Source organism: Halomonas sp. 111, assembly GCF_052379685.1.
Lineage (GTDB): Bacteria > Pseudomonadota > Gammaproteobacteria > Pseudomonadales > Halomonadaceae > Vreelandella > Vreelandella citrativorans.
Map to the genome: position 1 here is coordinate 88,356 of NZ_JBQSYV010000014.1, position 13,708 is coordinate 102,063.

Annotated in this window: 13 protein-coding genes; 1 reads left to right on the top strand and 12 read right to left on the bottom strand. The window is 55.3% G+C overall.

Translation table 11 applies throughout. The features are described from left to right. Positions 1-120 precede the first annotated feature (120 nt). Positions 121-666, top strand: a complete 546-nt coding sequence (locus ACT3T7_RS11935; protein ID WP_444631150.1) for a hypothetical protein — start codon at positions 121-123, stop codon at positions 664-666. Between the two features lie 190 nt (positions 667-856). On the opposite strand, the gene ACT3T7_RS11940 is transcribed toward ACT3T7_RS11935, so the two are convergent. The 12 genes from ACT3T7_RS11940 to ACT3T7_RS11995 all read right to left on the bottom strand — a co-directional run bounded on the left by ACT3T7_RS11940 (position 857) and on the right by ACT3T7_RS11995 (position 13,706). Beyond that, the gene (locus tag ACT3T7_RS11940) at positions 857-1,528 is read right to left on the bottom strand and encodes an OmpA/MotB family protein (RefSeq protein WP_444631151.1); all 672 of its coding nucleotides are present in this window, start codon (positions 1,526-1,528) and stop codon (positions 857-859) included. A 4-nt stretch (positions 1,529-1,532) separates the two neighbouring features. Beyond that, positions 1,533-2,351, bottom strand: coding sequence for a motility protein A (locus tag ACT3T7_RS11945; protein ID WP_444631152.1), 819 nt, complete (start codon positions 2,349-2,351; stop codon positions 1,533-1,535). Positions 2,352-2,394: 43 nt separating this feature from the next. Then, positions 2,395-3,096 carry an RNA polymerase sigma factor FliA gene (locus ACT3T7_RS11950; protein ID WP_444631153.1) on the bottom strand — a complete coding sequence of 234 codons (702 nt, stop codon included), beginning with the start codon at positions 3,094-3,096 and terminating at the stop codon, positions 2,395-2,397. A gap of 26 nt (positions 3,097-3,122) precedes the next feature. Beyond that, entirely contained in the window at positions 3,123-3,524 is a 402-nt protein-coding gene (locus tag ACT3T7_RS11955; RefSeq protein ID WP_192527291.1) for a flagellar protein FlhE, read from the bottom strand. A gap of 16 nt (positions 3,525-3,540) precedes the next feature. Beyond that, a complete protein-coding gene (locus tag ACT3T7_RS11960; protein WP_444631154.1) occupies positions 3,541-4,119 on the bottom strand; it encodes a hypothetical protein in 579 nt (192 codons plus the stop codon). Next, positions 4,116-6,293, bottom strand: coding sequence for a flagellar biosynthesis protein FlhF (gene flhF, locus ACT3T7_RS11965; RefSeq protein WP_444631155.1), 2,178 nt, complete (start codon positions 6,291-6,293; stop codon positions 4,116-4,118). Before flhF ends, ACT3T7_RS11960 begins: the two co-directional genes overlap by 4 nt. A 54-nt stretch (positions 6,294-6,347) precedes the next feature. After that, on the bottom strand, positions 6,348-8,429 hold the full coding sequence (gene flhA / locus ACT3T7_RS11970; RefSeq protein WP_444631156.1) for a flagellar biosynthesis protein FlhA: 2,082 nt from the start codon (positions 8,427-8,429) through the stop codon (positions 6,348-6,350). Then, the gene (gene flhB, locus ACT3T7_RS11975; RefSeq protein WP_444631157.1) at positions 8,426-9,592 is read right to left on the bottom strand and encodes a flagellar biosynthesis protein FlhB; all 1,167 of its coding nucleotides are present in this window, start codon (positions 9,590-9,592) and stop codon (positions 8,426-8,428) included. Before flhB ends, flhA begins: the two co-directional genes overlap by 4 nt. 116 nt (positions 9,593-9,708) lie before the next feature. Further along, the gene (gene cheZ, locus ACT3T7_RS11980) at positions 9,709-10,404 is read right to left on the bottom strand and encodes a protein phosphatase CheZ (RefSeq protein WP_444631158.1); all 696 of its coding nucleotides are present in this window, start codon (positions 10,402-10,404) and stop codon (positions 9,709-9,711) included. A gap of 42 nt (positions 10,405-10,446) precedes the next feature. Next, positions 10,447-10,836 (bottom strand): chemotaxis response regulator CheY, encoded by a 390-nt coding sequence (gene cheY / locus ACT3T7_RS11985; protein ID WP_087109043.1) that lies wholly within the window; start codon positions 10,834-10,836, stop codon positions 10,447-10,449. Between the two features lie 51 nt (positions 10,837-10,887). Continuing rightward, positions 10,888-12,603 (bottom strand): methyl-accepting chemotaxis protein, encoded by a 1,716-nt coding sequence (locus ACT3T7_RS11990; RefSeq protein ID WP_444631159.1) that lies wholly within the window; start codon positions 12,601-12,603, stop codon positions 10,888-10,890. Between the two features lie 41 nt (positions 12,604-12,644). After that, positions 12,645-13,706 carry a protein-glutamate methylesterase/protein-glutamine glutaminase gene (locus ACT3T7_RS11995; protein WP_444631160.1) on the bottom strand — a complete coding sequence of 354 codons (1,062 nt, stop codon included), beginning with the start codon at positions 13,704-13,706 and terminating at the stop codon, positions 12,645-12,647. Between the last annotated feature and the right edge of the window lie 2 nt (positions 13,707-13,708).

Sequence of the window (13,708 nt, forward strand, 5' to 3'; positions counted from 1 at the left end):
TGGCCATTACCACGTGCTGCCTGCGGGCGGTAGTGGTTTATAGAAAGCACCCGGCGCTTTTGCTGCGGGCAAACCCGTCATAAACGCTGGGCTTTTCTTACCCAACCTTGATGTGCTGACATGACACCCTATTCAACAGCCTTGGCAAGCGCCACCCTTCTACTTATTGCACCGTTAACACAGGCGGCGAACTTTAATATGGAGGACATACAGTCGCATGGCCAGTGGCAATCAATGGCGTTAACGCTGGGTGATGAGCACCACTTTCGCGCCGTTGAAACCCATAGTTATTCCGACGCGACACTCAGCCTGAATGCCACCCAAAACGTGTGTGATTTACCGTGGCTTGAAGTGCGTGTCACGCTGGAGGAGCAGCAAGGCGAAAGTAAAACCGTCAACCTGGTGCCGACCCGGCTGCGTATCGATGAGCAGCCCGCGGTCGATACCATGGCAGAATTCATCACCGAGCGAGGCGATAACGGCTTTTACGTACACTTTTATCTTGCTGATATGCAGACACTAATGCACCAGATGGAACAAGGCGAGCAACTTTTCCTGGGGTTTGATCGAGGCGAACAGCCCCCCTGGTACATGACGTTTCAGCTTGAAGGCGCCGATCAAGCGATTGAGCGCATGCAAACGCTATGTGAAACCGCGTCGCTCTGAAAGTCGCTGGATTAAACGCGTCCCCAGCAATTGGGTTAGCGTTACCGATGGGCGTGAGAGTCCCATCAGCGCGGCCAGATTTGTACTGGTCGCTTGGATGCGCCGACGATCGACATCAAGCACCAACAGGGCAGCATACGACTGCAGCAGAGGGGATGCTTAGGCACAACCCCAGCCTTGAGTAGTCCATTCACCCTTCTGGCTGTTGTCGTAACAACAGTTCAACGCGCCGGTTAGCAGCTCGCCCTTCAGGTGTTGCGTTGCTCTCCATAGGTTGAGTATCCGCATAACCAACGGCCCGCATTCGAGAAATCGCTATGCCCTGACCTTCCAGGTGGCGCATAACGGCAATCGCACGTCCGGCGGAGAGTTCCCAGTTGGAAGGGAACCGAGTGGTCGCAATAGGAAGATTGTCAGTGTGCCCTTCAACGGAAACCTGACCATCAAAGGCCGCGAACACATCAATAAGGCTTTCTATCACCTCCTGGCCTAGAGAGGTTAGCACTGCCTCGCCACTGGGAAATAAAAGGCTATCATCAATGCGTAGCGTTACGCCCTCCTGGCCTTGCGATACGCTGACGCCGGGAATATCCAATGCCGCCATCTGGGGCTGCAACCCGCTATGGCGCGGGTGAATACCGGTGGCAAGCGTTGCCAAGGGCAAAGAGCTAATCACGCTGGCCATGGACGCCTCCTCACCCTCAAGTGCTTCATTACCACCGGGGGGAGCCAAAGCCAGCAACAAAACAAACAGCGTAATCAGCAGGGTGAGCACGTCCAGATAACTGGTCAGCCAGCTCTCATCGCTTTCACCCTGCCCGGCGGGAAGCTCCAGCGCATGGCGCGTATTGCTATCCAGCATCGCCTTAGCCCTTTGCCGTCGCGCTTGGTGTATCAGGCCGGGGCTTTATAGTGGCATCGCGAATCTCATCGTTATAGTTGGCGATAAATGAATTGAGCGTTTCCTCAATAAAAGAGGGCAGGCGGCGCTTGGTGATCAGTGAAATACCTTCCAGCACCATGTTCATGGTAATCAGGCGCTCTTCCGTACGTCGTTCTAGCTTAACCGCGATGGGTTTAAACACCAGGTTCGCCAGCAAAATACCGTAGAAGGTGGTGAGCAGCGCCACCGCCATACGGGGGCCAATGACATCCAGGTCACCGGCATCCATGACTTCCAGCATATTAACCAATCCCACCAACGTGCCAATCATGCCAAACGCTGGCGCGTAGGTCGCCATGGTACGAAAAATCTGGGCTTCTGCGTGCTCGCGAGCCTTGAGCCGGGCAATCCGCCAACGCAGCATGTCGAAGATCTCATCTTCTTTGGTATTGGCAATGACTAACTGAATACCGGTACGTAAAAACGGATTGCGCGTGTGCTCCAACTCTTTTTCGACTGCACGCACATCGCCTTTAAACCATAGCCGGGACATAGCGACCAGCTCGTTGATATCGTCGCGTATATAGGTATTTTCACGCCGAAAGACAAGCCCTACCAGGCGTACAACGCGTAACACCTCTTTTAGCGGATAGCTTATAAAAGTAGCGGCCAGAGTACCGGTTATAACAATCGCCAGGCCCGGCAGATTGATAAAACTTTCAGGGGACTCCGCAGTAAAGAACAGCACGCTTACTAGCAGCAGCATACTGGCGAATATACCTATCAACGTGGACGGGTTCATCAACGGCTCCTCGCCGGTTATTGTGAGTTAACGTATCGGTTGTTTAGGCTGAATCATGCAACCGGGCACGCAGACGGCTAATGGCTTGACTATGCAACTGAGACACGCGCGACTCCGTCACGCCCAGCACGGCGCCCACTTCTTTTAAATTCAGCTCTTCCTGGTAATAAAGTGCCATGAGCAGTTTCTCCCGCTCTGGCAACGCCTCAATGGCAGCAATCAATGTTTGGCGCTGCTGCTCATCCAGCAGCTTTTCAAACGGCAAGTTGCTCACATCAAAACTTACCGGCTCACCACCGTCGGCAACCAACTCTTCAAACGGCAATAGCTGACCGTTATTGGTGTCGTTGAGCAGTTGTTGGTAATCACCCAGCGGCATCTCAAGCGCCAAGGCAATTTCACTCTCTTCCGGCGAGCGCCCGAGCTGCTGCTCTAGCCGCCGGATCGCGTCGTCCACAGCGCGCGCAGCGCGGCGCACGCTGCGTGGCAACCAATCCCGCGTACGCAGTTCATCGACCATCGCCCCACGGATACGCTGGCTGGCAAACGTCGCAAAGCTGGCCCCATGAGCGGCATCAAAACGGCCCAGTGCTTCTAAAAGCCCTACCGTGCCCGCCTGGATAAGATCATCAAGTTCAATGCTGGCTGGCAACCTGACCTGCAGTGTTAAGGCATGACGTCTTACCAGTGGCATGTATTGTGTGAATAGCTCGCCTTGCTTGATTCTGCCTTGTGCTGTGTACATCTTTTTGCCTCGCGGCTATACAACTTTTACTGATAGTTCACAATGACTTGCAGACCCTGAACGCGAACTGGCCGCTGTCCAGGCAGTAACTTAAAACGAAACTGCAAAGGAGCACTTACCTGCCTTCCCGCCAGCTCGGTGACCGTTCCGCGCCCTCCCGAGAGAGCCACACACTGCTCCGGATGGCATAGCCATGCGTTGATAGCGCTGCCCGGCGGCGTCTCAAGCTGCCAGTGTATCCGATCAATCACACGATTGTGCACCTGTACAGAATCGGGTGGCGTCATTGACTGGCTACGGGTTTCCCGGTCACTCATGGCCACCATCACGCCCGGCACCGAGGTGCTCCAGCTGCCCGCCGCCTGAGCACTACTGATGAGACCTATCAACCCGCAAACACCCATCATTTTGAATAGCTTGCTTAACATGTCGAATATTTCCTTATCAGCGCGCCAGCACCAGAAGGTCGGTGGCCAAATAGTGGCTAGCGGCTTCACGCAGGTTTTCCAACAAGCCTTGGCGCGACAAAGAGGGCTCGTGCAGTGCCAGCAACCGGCGCGGCCCGCCATTGTCACGCGCCTGGCGAAGTAGCCGGTACATCTCGGCAAATGCGTCAGCATCGCTGTTAATCCAGAGCGCCCAACGCGCATGCCGAGCACTTAGCTGAGCAAGGTCAGGCGCATTAACGCTAACCGCCTGTATATCCCAATCGTCAGGTGATCCTGCCCAGTGACGGCCCAGCGCAGACCATTGAGCCAGGCGATGTTGAGCCTGTTTGACAGCCTGCGCGCCCTGCCCGGGCAAACCAATAATATACAAGGGCTTTTTAGGTCGCGAAGGGGCTTTCGCGACCGGCTGCTCGTCAATCGTGGGGGTGGGCGAAACAGCACCTGGCGCGGGCGCAGGCGCTTCGCTCATCACCTCCGTATCACTTGCCAACGGCGCATCAGGCTGGCTGGGTGCCTGCTTCTGACGCTGGCTGTCGGCCCATTGGCGCAAGCCCGCCGCCTGATCCTGACTCATACATTCACCTCTCGGCTAACGCTGCCCAATTGGCGAATGGCGTCGCGCGCCATAAAGGCGTACATCAACGCATCCAGCATGGCCGTATCGCGGCGTTTTCGGCGCGTGCCCAACAGGCTGAGTAGATCGCTACGCAGACTGGACGCCTCATCATCATCCGCGTTATCCAAATGCCCGACCACTGACGCGACGCCGCTGGCTAACAGTAGACGTACTTCTGGATCCACGTCCCCGCTATCGGCCTCTTTAAACTGCTGCAACGCGCGTTTGGTGAGCGCTGCCAGGCCCTCACTTTGCAGCTGAATGACCAGTTGGAAAAGTACATCGGCGCCTAAACGAGCCGGCGTCAACCAGTAGCGCCGGGCAACGACCTTGGTACTTTCGGGGTCACGAACCTCCCCATACCACGCAAGCAGTACACTGCCCGCCTCATTTTGCACTTCGGCATAGGCGGTCCATAACTGCATGGACTGGCCACGAAACCGCACGCTGACATGATGGCTGAGCGTGCTTTGTTCAAATAGTCCACGTAGCGCAGAACGCTCGCCATGAAAGTATACGCGCTGTGCAGATGTCACAAGGCTGACCCAAGTCAGCTGTTGCTCATTCAGCCACTGCACGGTTTCTGCCGGAGGCAGCACGGGCAATAGATGCACCGTGGCGCCCGCCTCCATTCGTGTCTCAAGCCTGGCCTGCCAACCCGCAGGTTGGCGATGTTGAAGCATGGGGACGGCATGCCAAGCGCCCCGTTCGTCCATGCTGATATCCGGCATCGACCAATCACAGCCACGCTCGTTACGGCGTGCCGCCCATACCACACCGGGGGCGGGTAACGCGTGCGGCAACAGACGAGTAAGCTGCGCGCTCTGTAGCTCGCTCGGCAAAGCGCTAACATCCCACATGGCTTCCAGCGTGGCGAAGCCTGCCAAACGCTGGCGCAGCCGCGTCAGTAGTAGTGACAGCCTCCGCCCTTGGCCAAGCACATCTCGCGACCAGCGAGGCATGCTAGCCGGTGCCGTGAAGCCAGGCTGCGGCGCTGCTTTCGCCTGGCTTTCCAGCGCCTGGTTGATCAGCGCATCCGGCAGTGCCACGCTCATATCTTCGGGCACTTGCTGCCCATGAGAGCTAAACAGCACGCGCATACCGTGACGGATAACAATATCCAGCACGGGGGCTAGTCGGCCGGCTTCATCCTGCTTGGTAATAATACAGTCATCAAGCTCAGCGCCTGCCGCCCGCGCGGCCTGACGATAACGCAGCACGACTTCTTCCAGGGTTTCTGGCTGGCTAGCCGCGTTCAACAGCAGTACCAGTCTTACCGTGGAACTTCCGTCCTGCAAATGCGCAATTTGATCAATAACACGCTGGTCACGCTGGCTCATCCCAACCGTATCAATCATGACCCACTGCTTGCCATGAAGACGGCCCAACAGATCATCGACCGGTTGCTCAGCATCAAGGGCGTACATGGGGGTATCCAACAGGCGTGCGTAAATCCTGAGCTGCTCATGGGCGCCGATACGAAAGCTATCCGTGGTGACCAGCGCGACGGGGCGTGTGCCATGTCGCATTACAAAGCGCGCCGCAAGCTTTGCGGTGGTCGTGGTTTTGCCTATTCCGGTAGGACCGACCAAGGCGACGATGCCCGTTTGGTCAAAAAAACTGGCCTCGTCATTTAACACATGAAGCCTGCTTGTCAGCTGCTGGCGCAGCCAATCAAGCGGTTGCTCACTTTCAGGGCCAAGCGCTTTCAATGATGCTGGCAGACCCGCGAGCACTTCATCACCAAGCTCAGCGCTAAAGCCAACACGCGTCAACAACTGAGAAAGCCGCGCGTGCGTGTCGGCAGCTTGTTGCACCGACCCGGTGGGCCGAGGCACCTGTTGGCTAGTTACCTGTTGGTTAGTTAAAAGCGCGCGCATATCTTGCATTTCACGCAGTAGGCGCTCACTCATGGCCTGAAGAGGGTCCGTCGCTGCAGCGGGTTCTACCGTACTTGCGGTTACCTCTAACGCGGCGTCGACAGGCTCGACAGCCTCATCGGCCATCGCCATGATTTCAACGCCGTCATCAGTACGACGGTTCGCCAAAATTAGCGCATCATCTCCCAGCGTTTCACGCACCTGGCGCATGACATCACGACTGTTTGCTCCCGTAAAACGCCTAACGCTCATGTCTTACCTTTTGTTTGTACACATAGCTGACACGTTCGCTGCTTGCAGTCATGGTTAGCGGCCACCCACTGTGGTGGTCACACGCAGCGTGCGGTCATCCGGAATTTCTGCTTGTGACATGACCACAAGATGGCGCAAACGACGGCGCAAAAAGCGTGATAACACGCCACGCAGCGAGTGCTGAACCACCAATACCGGCGCCTCCCCGCTACTTTCATGCTGCTCCAGAGCCTGCTGCGCCTGATCCATCAAGGTTTCAGCCAGGCCTGGCTCCATCGCGCCATTCCCGTTCATCGCCTGTATCAGTACCTGCTCCAGTTGGGCATCCAGCCCCATCACATTGAGGGTTTCCTGTCCGGCAAACCACTGCTGCGTAATGGCCCGGCCTAATGCAATACGCACCAGCGCGGTAAGCTCATTAGGATCTTTTTGCTGACCGGCATACTCTGCCAGAGTGTCCAGAATCGTGCGCATGTCACGAATAGACACATCCTCTTCCAGCAGATTCTGCAAAATACGTTGCAGTATGGTCAGAGAAATTGCCTTGGGCACCACTTCTTCTACCAGTGATTTCTGCTCTTCGCCCAGCTTGTCGAGCAGCTTCTGAACCTCCTGGCGGCCCAGCATTTCGGGTGAATGTCGATGTAGCAAATGATTAAGGTGAGTCGCAATAACGGTACTGGCATCGACCACGGTATAGCCATACACCTGGGCGTGCTCACGCTGATTGGTGTCGATCCAAACCGCGGGTAGACCAAAGGCAGGGTCGTGAGTGGCAGTCCCTTGCAGTTCCCCAGAGACCTGCCCCGGGTCAATGGCGAGCCACTTGCCTGTCTGCGCTTCGGCACGACCGATTTCAGCGCCTTTCATGGAAAGCACATAGGTATTAGGCGGCAGTTCCAGGTTGTCGCGGATATGCACCACCGGCGGCAGGAAACCGACCTCCTGAGCAAACTTTTTACGCACGCTTTTAATACGCCCCAGAAGCTCGCCTTTTTGGCGGGCATCGACCAGTGGGATTAAACGATGGCCCACTTCAAGTCCAAGGGTATCGACCAGTTGGACATCTTCCCAACTGGCCTCAGGAGTTTCCTGGGTAACAGGTGCTTCTGTAGCGATCTCCTCTTGCACTTGGGCTTTCTGCTTGTGAAGCATCAAGAGCCAAGCCAAACCGCCCAGCAGTGCGGTAAAAAACAGAAAGACAAAGTTCGGCATGCCCGGCACCAGACCCAGCAGGCCCATAACCGCAGCTGCCAGAACCATCACCTGAGGGTTCACGAACAGCTGGCTGATCATTTGCTGACCAACATCCTGCTCGGTATTAACGCGCGATACCGTCACACCAGCCGCGGTGGAAATAACCAGCGCCGGAATCTGGGCAACCAGGCCGTCGCCAATCGTTAGCAGCGTATACGTACGGCCCGCATCGGCGAAGCTCATATCGTGCTGCATCATACCAATCAACAGGCCACCAATAATATTAACCACCATGATGACCAGGCCCGCCATGGCATCACCGCGTACAAATTTACTGGCACCGTCCATAGAGCCATAAAAGTCGGCTTCCTGGGCGACTTCTGAACGACGCTTTTTGGCTTCTTCTTCACCAATCAAGCCAGCATTTAAATCGGCATCAATGGCCATCTGCTTGCCAGGCATTGCATCCAGCGTAAAACGTGCCCCGACCTCGGCAATTCGCCCAGCGCCCTTGGTGATCACCATGAAATTGATAATGACCAGTATCAAGAAGACCACTAGGCCAACGGCAAAATTACCCCCTACCAGAAAGGTACCAAACGCTTCGATGACCTTGCCGGCCGATGCGCCGCCCGCGTAGCCATCCATCAATACTACCCGCGTTGAGGCGACGTTAAGCGAAAGACGCAGTAGCGTGGTAAATAGCAAAACAGCAGGAAACGCAGCAAAATCCAAAGGCTTTTCGGCAAACATGCTGACCAACAACACCATGATGGCCAAGGCGATGTTAAAGGTGAACAGCATATCCAGCGCAAAGGGCGGCAAGGGCAGGATCATCATGCCCAAAATCATTAAAATCAGCACCGGCCCGGCAAGCAGCTTCATGCGTACCTCGCCCATCCAGCCACGCTGAGAGACCAGTTGGTTTAAACCTTTCATGGCGGTGCCTCATTGCCACTGGCCTGACGGCCAGGGGTTTGCATTTCCGGGGGTACCGGCAGATTATCGGGAGTTGGGGGCACCTCGCCTCCTTGTTGTCCAACATGCTTTAAGCGGTAAGCCCACGCCATCACTTCTGCCACCGCTGTATAAAGCTCGGCAGGCACTTCGGCCTCTAGATCCACATGATGATAAAGGGCGCGCGCCAGCGGTGCAGCCTCCAACCGAGGAACGCCTGCCTCGGCGCCCAGCTCGCGTATTTTTGCCGCAACAGCATCCGCCCCTTTGGCCACCAGACGCGGCGCTCCCATGCTGCCCTCTTGATACATCAAGGCCACGGCATAATGCGTTGGGTTGGTAATAATAACATCGGCCTCTGGCACCTTGCTCATCATTCTACCCCGAGCCATCGTCTGCTGCTGTTGACGAATGCGCCCTTTAACATGGGGGTCACCTTCTGACTCTTTATGCTCGCGCTTCACCTCTTCTTTACTCATGCGCAGCTTCTTGGCGTTACTCCACAGCTGAAAAGGCACATCGATAAGAATTACGATCACTAGCGACAGTACGACCAGACCGGCCGCCTGGGCCGCCATATTAAGCGCACTGACCAGTGCTTGATGCACGGGCTGATCCATTAGCGCTAAAAACTTACCCAGGTTGAGATACAAAAACGTCCCAGCCACGCTACCCACCAGCACCGACTTGGCAATCGCTTTCGCCAGCTCAATCAGCGCTTGGGTCGAAAAGATCCGCTTAACCCCTGCGATAGGGTTTAGCTTGGAGAGCTTGGGCTGCATGGACTTTGCGGATATCAGCCACCCCCCCAGTAAGGCAGGAGCCGTTAACGCAATGACCGCCAGCAGTAGAAATAGCGGCATCATGGTAAACAGCGTCCGCTGCCCCAGGTTTAGCGCATTGACCAGCATGGGCATCTCTTCCATGGCCTGACGCCGGTCAAACAGCAGCGCCTGCTCCATGACCATTCCCAACTGATCATAAAGAATCTGCCCCATGCCCCATAATCCACCAACACCGCCCAGCAGTAGCAGAAACGTGGTTAGCTCACGCGACCGAGGCACCTGCCCCTCTTCACGCGCTTTACTCCTACGCCTGGGCGTGGCCTCTTCGGTCTTTTCCTGATCGCTATCGTTATCTGCCATGCTACATCCGGCTTATCGTGCGTGGCGCACCATAAAGTCAGCCGCCCCAAGGGACGGCTGAACAAAACGCTTATATTGCCAGATGCGGCTTTTTACAATGCTCTAATAACGCCGCATTAAAAGCCCAATTCGTCCAATAAGTCGTCCACCTGATCCTGACCAGTGACGATATCAGGCGCATTCTCCTTGATTTGCGGGCCGTTCAACAAATCCTCTTTACGTCGTGCACTGTCGTTTTTCCACTGATCTTCGGCCTTGCGCTGCATCGATTCACGTACCTGAGCACCCGGTACGTTGTCGATCAGCACCTGAACAAGCTGATGTTCGATCTCACGGATCACGTCCATCATTTTCTTGATCACCTGGCCGGTCAGATCCTGGAAGTCCTGAGCCATCATGATTTCAAGAAGCTCTTTACTCGTCGCCGCCGTCATCGTAGGCACATCGCTTAAGTAGCTGCGCGTATCCTTAACGAGCGCCTTGGCATCTTCCAGATCCTTGGGCGCTTCAAACCACTCAGCCCACTGCTTATCAAGCCCTTCAGCACGCTCAGAGAGTTCATCCTGAAGTGGCTGAGCACGATCAATCGCATTCAATGCGCGGTCGGCTGCCTGCTCGGTCATCGTGGCAACATAGTGCAGCCGATCTCGCGCATCAGGAATGGCTTCAGCCGCTTTTTCGATCTCTTTATCCAATCCCAGCTCGCGCATATTATCGCGTAGCATGCGAGTAAGCTTGCCAATGCGATGAATTAGCTCTTCAGCGCCTTCCTCGGATAGCGGGTTAGAGTCGACCTGCTCATTCTGACTCATGGTATTATCTCCTCGCTCGCTAGGCCCTTCGGCCCAGCCGCTTTATTTACCCATTTTTTCGAAGATTTTATTAAGCTTCTCTTCAAGGGTAGCCGCGGTAAATGGCTTAACGACGTAGCCGTTAGCACCCGCTTGCGCGGCCGCGATAATATTTTCTTTCTTGGCTTCTGCCGTTACCATCAATACCGGCAAATGCTTCAAGCCGTCATCCTCACGAATCTCCTTGAGCATTTCCAAACCGTCCAGGTTAGGCATATTCCAGTCAGAAACAACAAATTCAAAATCACCTGCACGCAGCTTATTAAGCGCGTCCTGACCATCTTCTGCTTCATCGACATTGGTAAAACCCAGCTCTTTAAGCAGGCTACGTACAATCCGGCGCATGGTAGGAAAGTCGTCGACTACCAAAAAGCTCATGTTCTTGTCGGCCATTGTTCATCCTCTTATCAATTCACGTCTTGATGACGAGTTATATAGTCAGGGTTAAAAAGCTTCCCACTCTGCGTGGTCGCTGTGGGTTGGCGTTGATCGTGGCGCGGAGGCCGCCGGTAAACTTTTTTCCGCAGCGCGAGGCGGCGTAGAGCTCGCTTGCTTAGGCAGTGAAGTGCGCGGTGGCAATGAAGTGCGCTGAGGCGTCTGAGATCCTAGCAACTTAAATACGGCAACCGCCTGCTCTAACTGGTTGGCCTGCTCTTCCAATGAGGCGGCAGCCGAGGAAGCTTCCTGGACAAGGGCAGCGTTTTGCTGGGTGACCTGATCCATCTGCCCAACCGCATGGCTCACCTGCTCAATGCCATCGCTTTGCTCCTGTGAAGCGGCCGATATCTCATCCATGATGTCAGTCACACGGCGCACGGCAGTGACAACGTCTGACATGGTAGAGCCCGCTTGCTCCACGAGCGTTGAGCCTTGCTTAATCTGGCTCACCGAGGCATCAATTAGCGTTCTGATTTCCTTGGCAGCATCGGCACTACGACTAGCAAGGTTGCGCACTTCACCCGCCACCACCGCAAAGCCACGACCCTGTTCACCGGCACGTGCAGCCTCCACAGAAGCATTCAGTGCGAGGATATTGGTTTGAAACGCAATGGAGTCAATAACACTGGTGATATCGGCCACTTTTTGCGAACTTGTCGATATACCATGCATCGTTTGAACCACTTGGCTGACCACTTGGCCACCGTGCTCAGCAGTTGTCGAGGCATCTGCCGCCAGCGTGCTGGCTTGACGCGAATTATCTGCGTTCTGCTTCACGGTGGCCGTCATCTCTTCCATGCTGGCTGCGGTTTCCTCAATGGCCGCCGCTTGCTGCTCCGTACGTGAGGAAAGATCGGCATTACCGCTAGCGATTTCCCGCGTGCCATAGTGGATTTCAGAACTGCCCTCTCGGACCCGAGCAACAATCCCCGTCAGGTTTTGCTGCATGGTGGCCATCGCCGAAAACAGGCGACCAATCTCGTTATTGCCCGCCTCAGGTAGTGGTTGGGTAAGATCCGCTTCGGCAATTTTATTTAACCGTTTAACCGCATCGTTTAAGGGCGTCGTCACGATGCGGCGTAAGCCAATATAAATGGCAAGCGTAACCAGCAACGCTATACCCAATGCAATGGCGCTAACCAGTTTAAAAAAGTTGCCTTGGGCGTGCGCCTCTTGGCCAATACCATCAACCCGCTGGAAGCCATACTCAACAAACGCTGTCGTGCTGGCTGCAAGGCTCATCAGCGGTTCACTTAACGCATCGCGAAGGTCGTTATAGGTATTCATATCCATCTGTGCAAAGCTTTCGTGCTGCTGCTTTACCAATGTCATAACGGCGCGAAAATTTTCGATTAACTCACTTCCTAACACTTCTCCCTGCGGCGTACGAGGAGTCGCCACAAAGTTCTCAAAACGCATCTCGGAACGCTCAATACGGTCGGCAGCAATCGCCAACTGCTCATTGGTTCGGCCCATATGGCCGACCATTAAGTAATTTGAGGCAATCTCCATGGCCAGCATGGCCTGGTTAAGTAGCGAATCGGCCCGATTAATCTCATTCAGCTGATCGCTACTAATAAGCCCGTAAGTCGCCAGATTTTCCTGTGCTCGGTTCTCCGATAGAAAACTGATGCTCGCCAGCATGATAATCAGCATGGCAAAACACATTAATGCCGCCACAACGGCCGCATGGATACTCAGGTTGCGCAGTAAACGCGTCATTGGATCATCCCCTTCGCCAAGCATTTTTATAGTAAAAAGGTTTATACCCGCTGGGAGCGACCGGAGGCAGCTACCATTGCCATCAACCGGGCGGGAATATCATCGAGTGCAGCAACTTCGACAGCGCCACCCATGGCTATCGCTTCACGCGGCATACCAAAGACCACACACGTCGCCTCGTTTTGAGCAACGGTAGGCGCGCCAGCCTGGCGCATTTCCAAAAGCCCCACAGCCCCATCTTTGCCCATGCCGGTCAGAATCACCCCGATGGCGTTACGCCCAGCCTGTTCCGCGGCGGAATGAAACAGCACATCGACGGATGGCCGATGCCGGTTGACCGGTGGCCCGCTGTCCAGACGTGCCACATAGTTTGCTCCGCTGCGTACGAGCTTTAAGTGCTGGTCGCCAGGGGCAATGTAGGCGTGGCCCGGCAGCACACGTTCACCATCAGTCGCCTCTTGGACGGTTATTCGACACAACCGATCCAGGCGCTCGGCAAACGAGCGCGTAAACCCCCCCGGCATATGCTGGGTGATCAAAATGGCAGGGGAGTTGGCAGGCAACGGCTCTAATACCGCACGGATGGCTTCCGTGCCGCCCGTGGATGCTCCGATGATAATCAGTTTTTCGCTTGAGACTAACGGCGCTTTTAACTGTGCAGGCGGTGGAGCATTTTTATGGCGCGCCTGACGCGGCCGTGAACGTGCGGCCGCACGCAGCTTTTCGGCGATTTCATTGGCGTACTCCATCATGCCATGCCGAATACCCAGGCTTGGTTTGGCCACAAAGTCCAGCGCGCCAAGCTCAAGTGCACGCAGCGTAATTTCCGAACCGCTTTGCGTGAGCGATGACACCATCAAGACCGGCATGGGCCGCAGGCGCATCAGGCGTTCCAGAAAATCGAGCCCATCCATGCGCGGCATTTCAACGTCAAGTGTTAGCACATCAGGGTTGTGTTGCTTAATTAAATCCCTGGCAACCAGTGGATCAGGCGCCACGGCAACCACTTCCATGTCCGGCTGCGAGTTGATAATTTCGGTTAACAAATCACGAATCAGCGCCGAGTCATCGACACACAATACTTTGATCTTGGCAGCGCTCAATG

Bases quoted from the DNA above. Each gene is read 5' to 3' on its own strand.
- ACT3T7_RS11935 (WP_444631150.1), top strand. From the start codon at position 121: ATGACACCCTATTCAACAGCCTTGGCAAGCGCCACCCTTCTACTTATT.
- ACT3T7_RS11940 (WP_444631151.1), bottom strand. From the start codon at position 1,528: ATGCTGGATAGCAATACGCGCCATGCGCTGGAGCTTCCCGCCGGGCAG.
- ACT3T7_RS11945 (WP_444631152.1), bottom strand. From the start codon at position 2,351: ATGAACCCGTCCACGTTGATAGGTATATTCGCCAGTATGCTGCTGCTA.
- ACT3T7_RS11950 (WP_444631153.1), bottom strand. From the start codon at position 3,096: ATGTACACAGCACAAGGCAGAATCAAGCAAGGCGAGCTATTCACACAA.
- ACT3T7_RS11955 (WP_192527291.1), bottom strand. From the start codon at position 3,524: ATGTTAAGCAAGCTATTCAAAATGATGGGTGTTTGCGGGTTGATAGGT.
- ACT3T7_RS11960 (WP_444631154.1), bottom strand. From the start codon at position 4,119: ATGAGTCAGGATCAGGCGGCGGGCTTGCGCCAATGGGCCGACAGCCAG.
- flhF (WP_444631155.1), bottom strand. From the start codon at position 6,293: ATGAGCGTTAGGCGTTTTACGGGAGCAAACAGTCGTGATGTCATGCGC.
- flhA (WP_444631156.1), bottom strand. From the start codon at position 8,429: ATGAAAGGTTTAAACCAACTGGTCTCTCAGCGTGGCTGGATGGGCGAG.
- flhB (WP_444631157.1), bottom strand. From the start codon at position 9,592: ATGGCAGATAACGATAGCGATCAGGAAAAGACCGAAGAGGCCACGCCC.
- cheZ (WP_444631158.1), bottom strand. From the start codon at position 10,404: ATGAGTCAGAATGAGCAGGTCGACTCTAACCCGCTATCCGAGGAAGGC.
- cheY (WP_087109043.1), bottom strand. From the start codon at position 10,836: ATGGCCGACAAGAACATGAGCTTTTTGGTAGTCGACGACTTTCCTACC.
- ACT3T7_RS11990 (WP_444631159.1), bottom strand. From the start codon at position 12,603: ATGACGCGTTTACTGCGCAACCTGAGTATCCATGCGGCCGTTGTGGCG.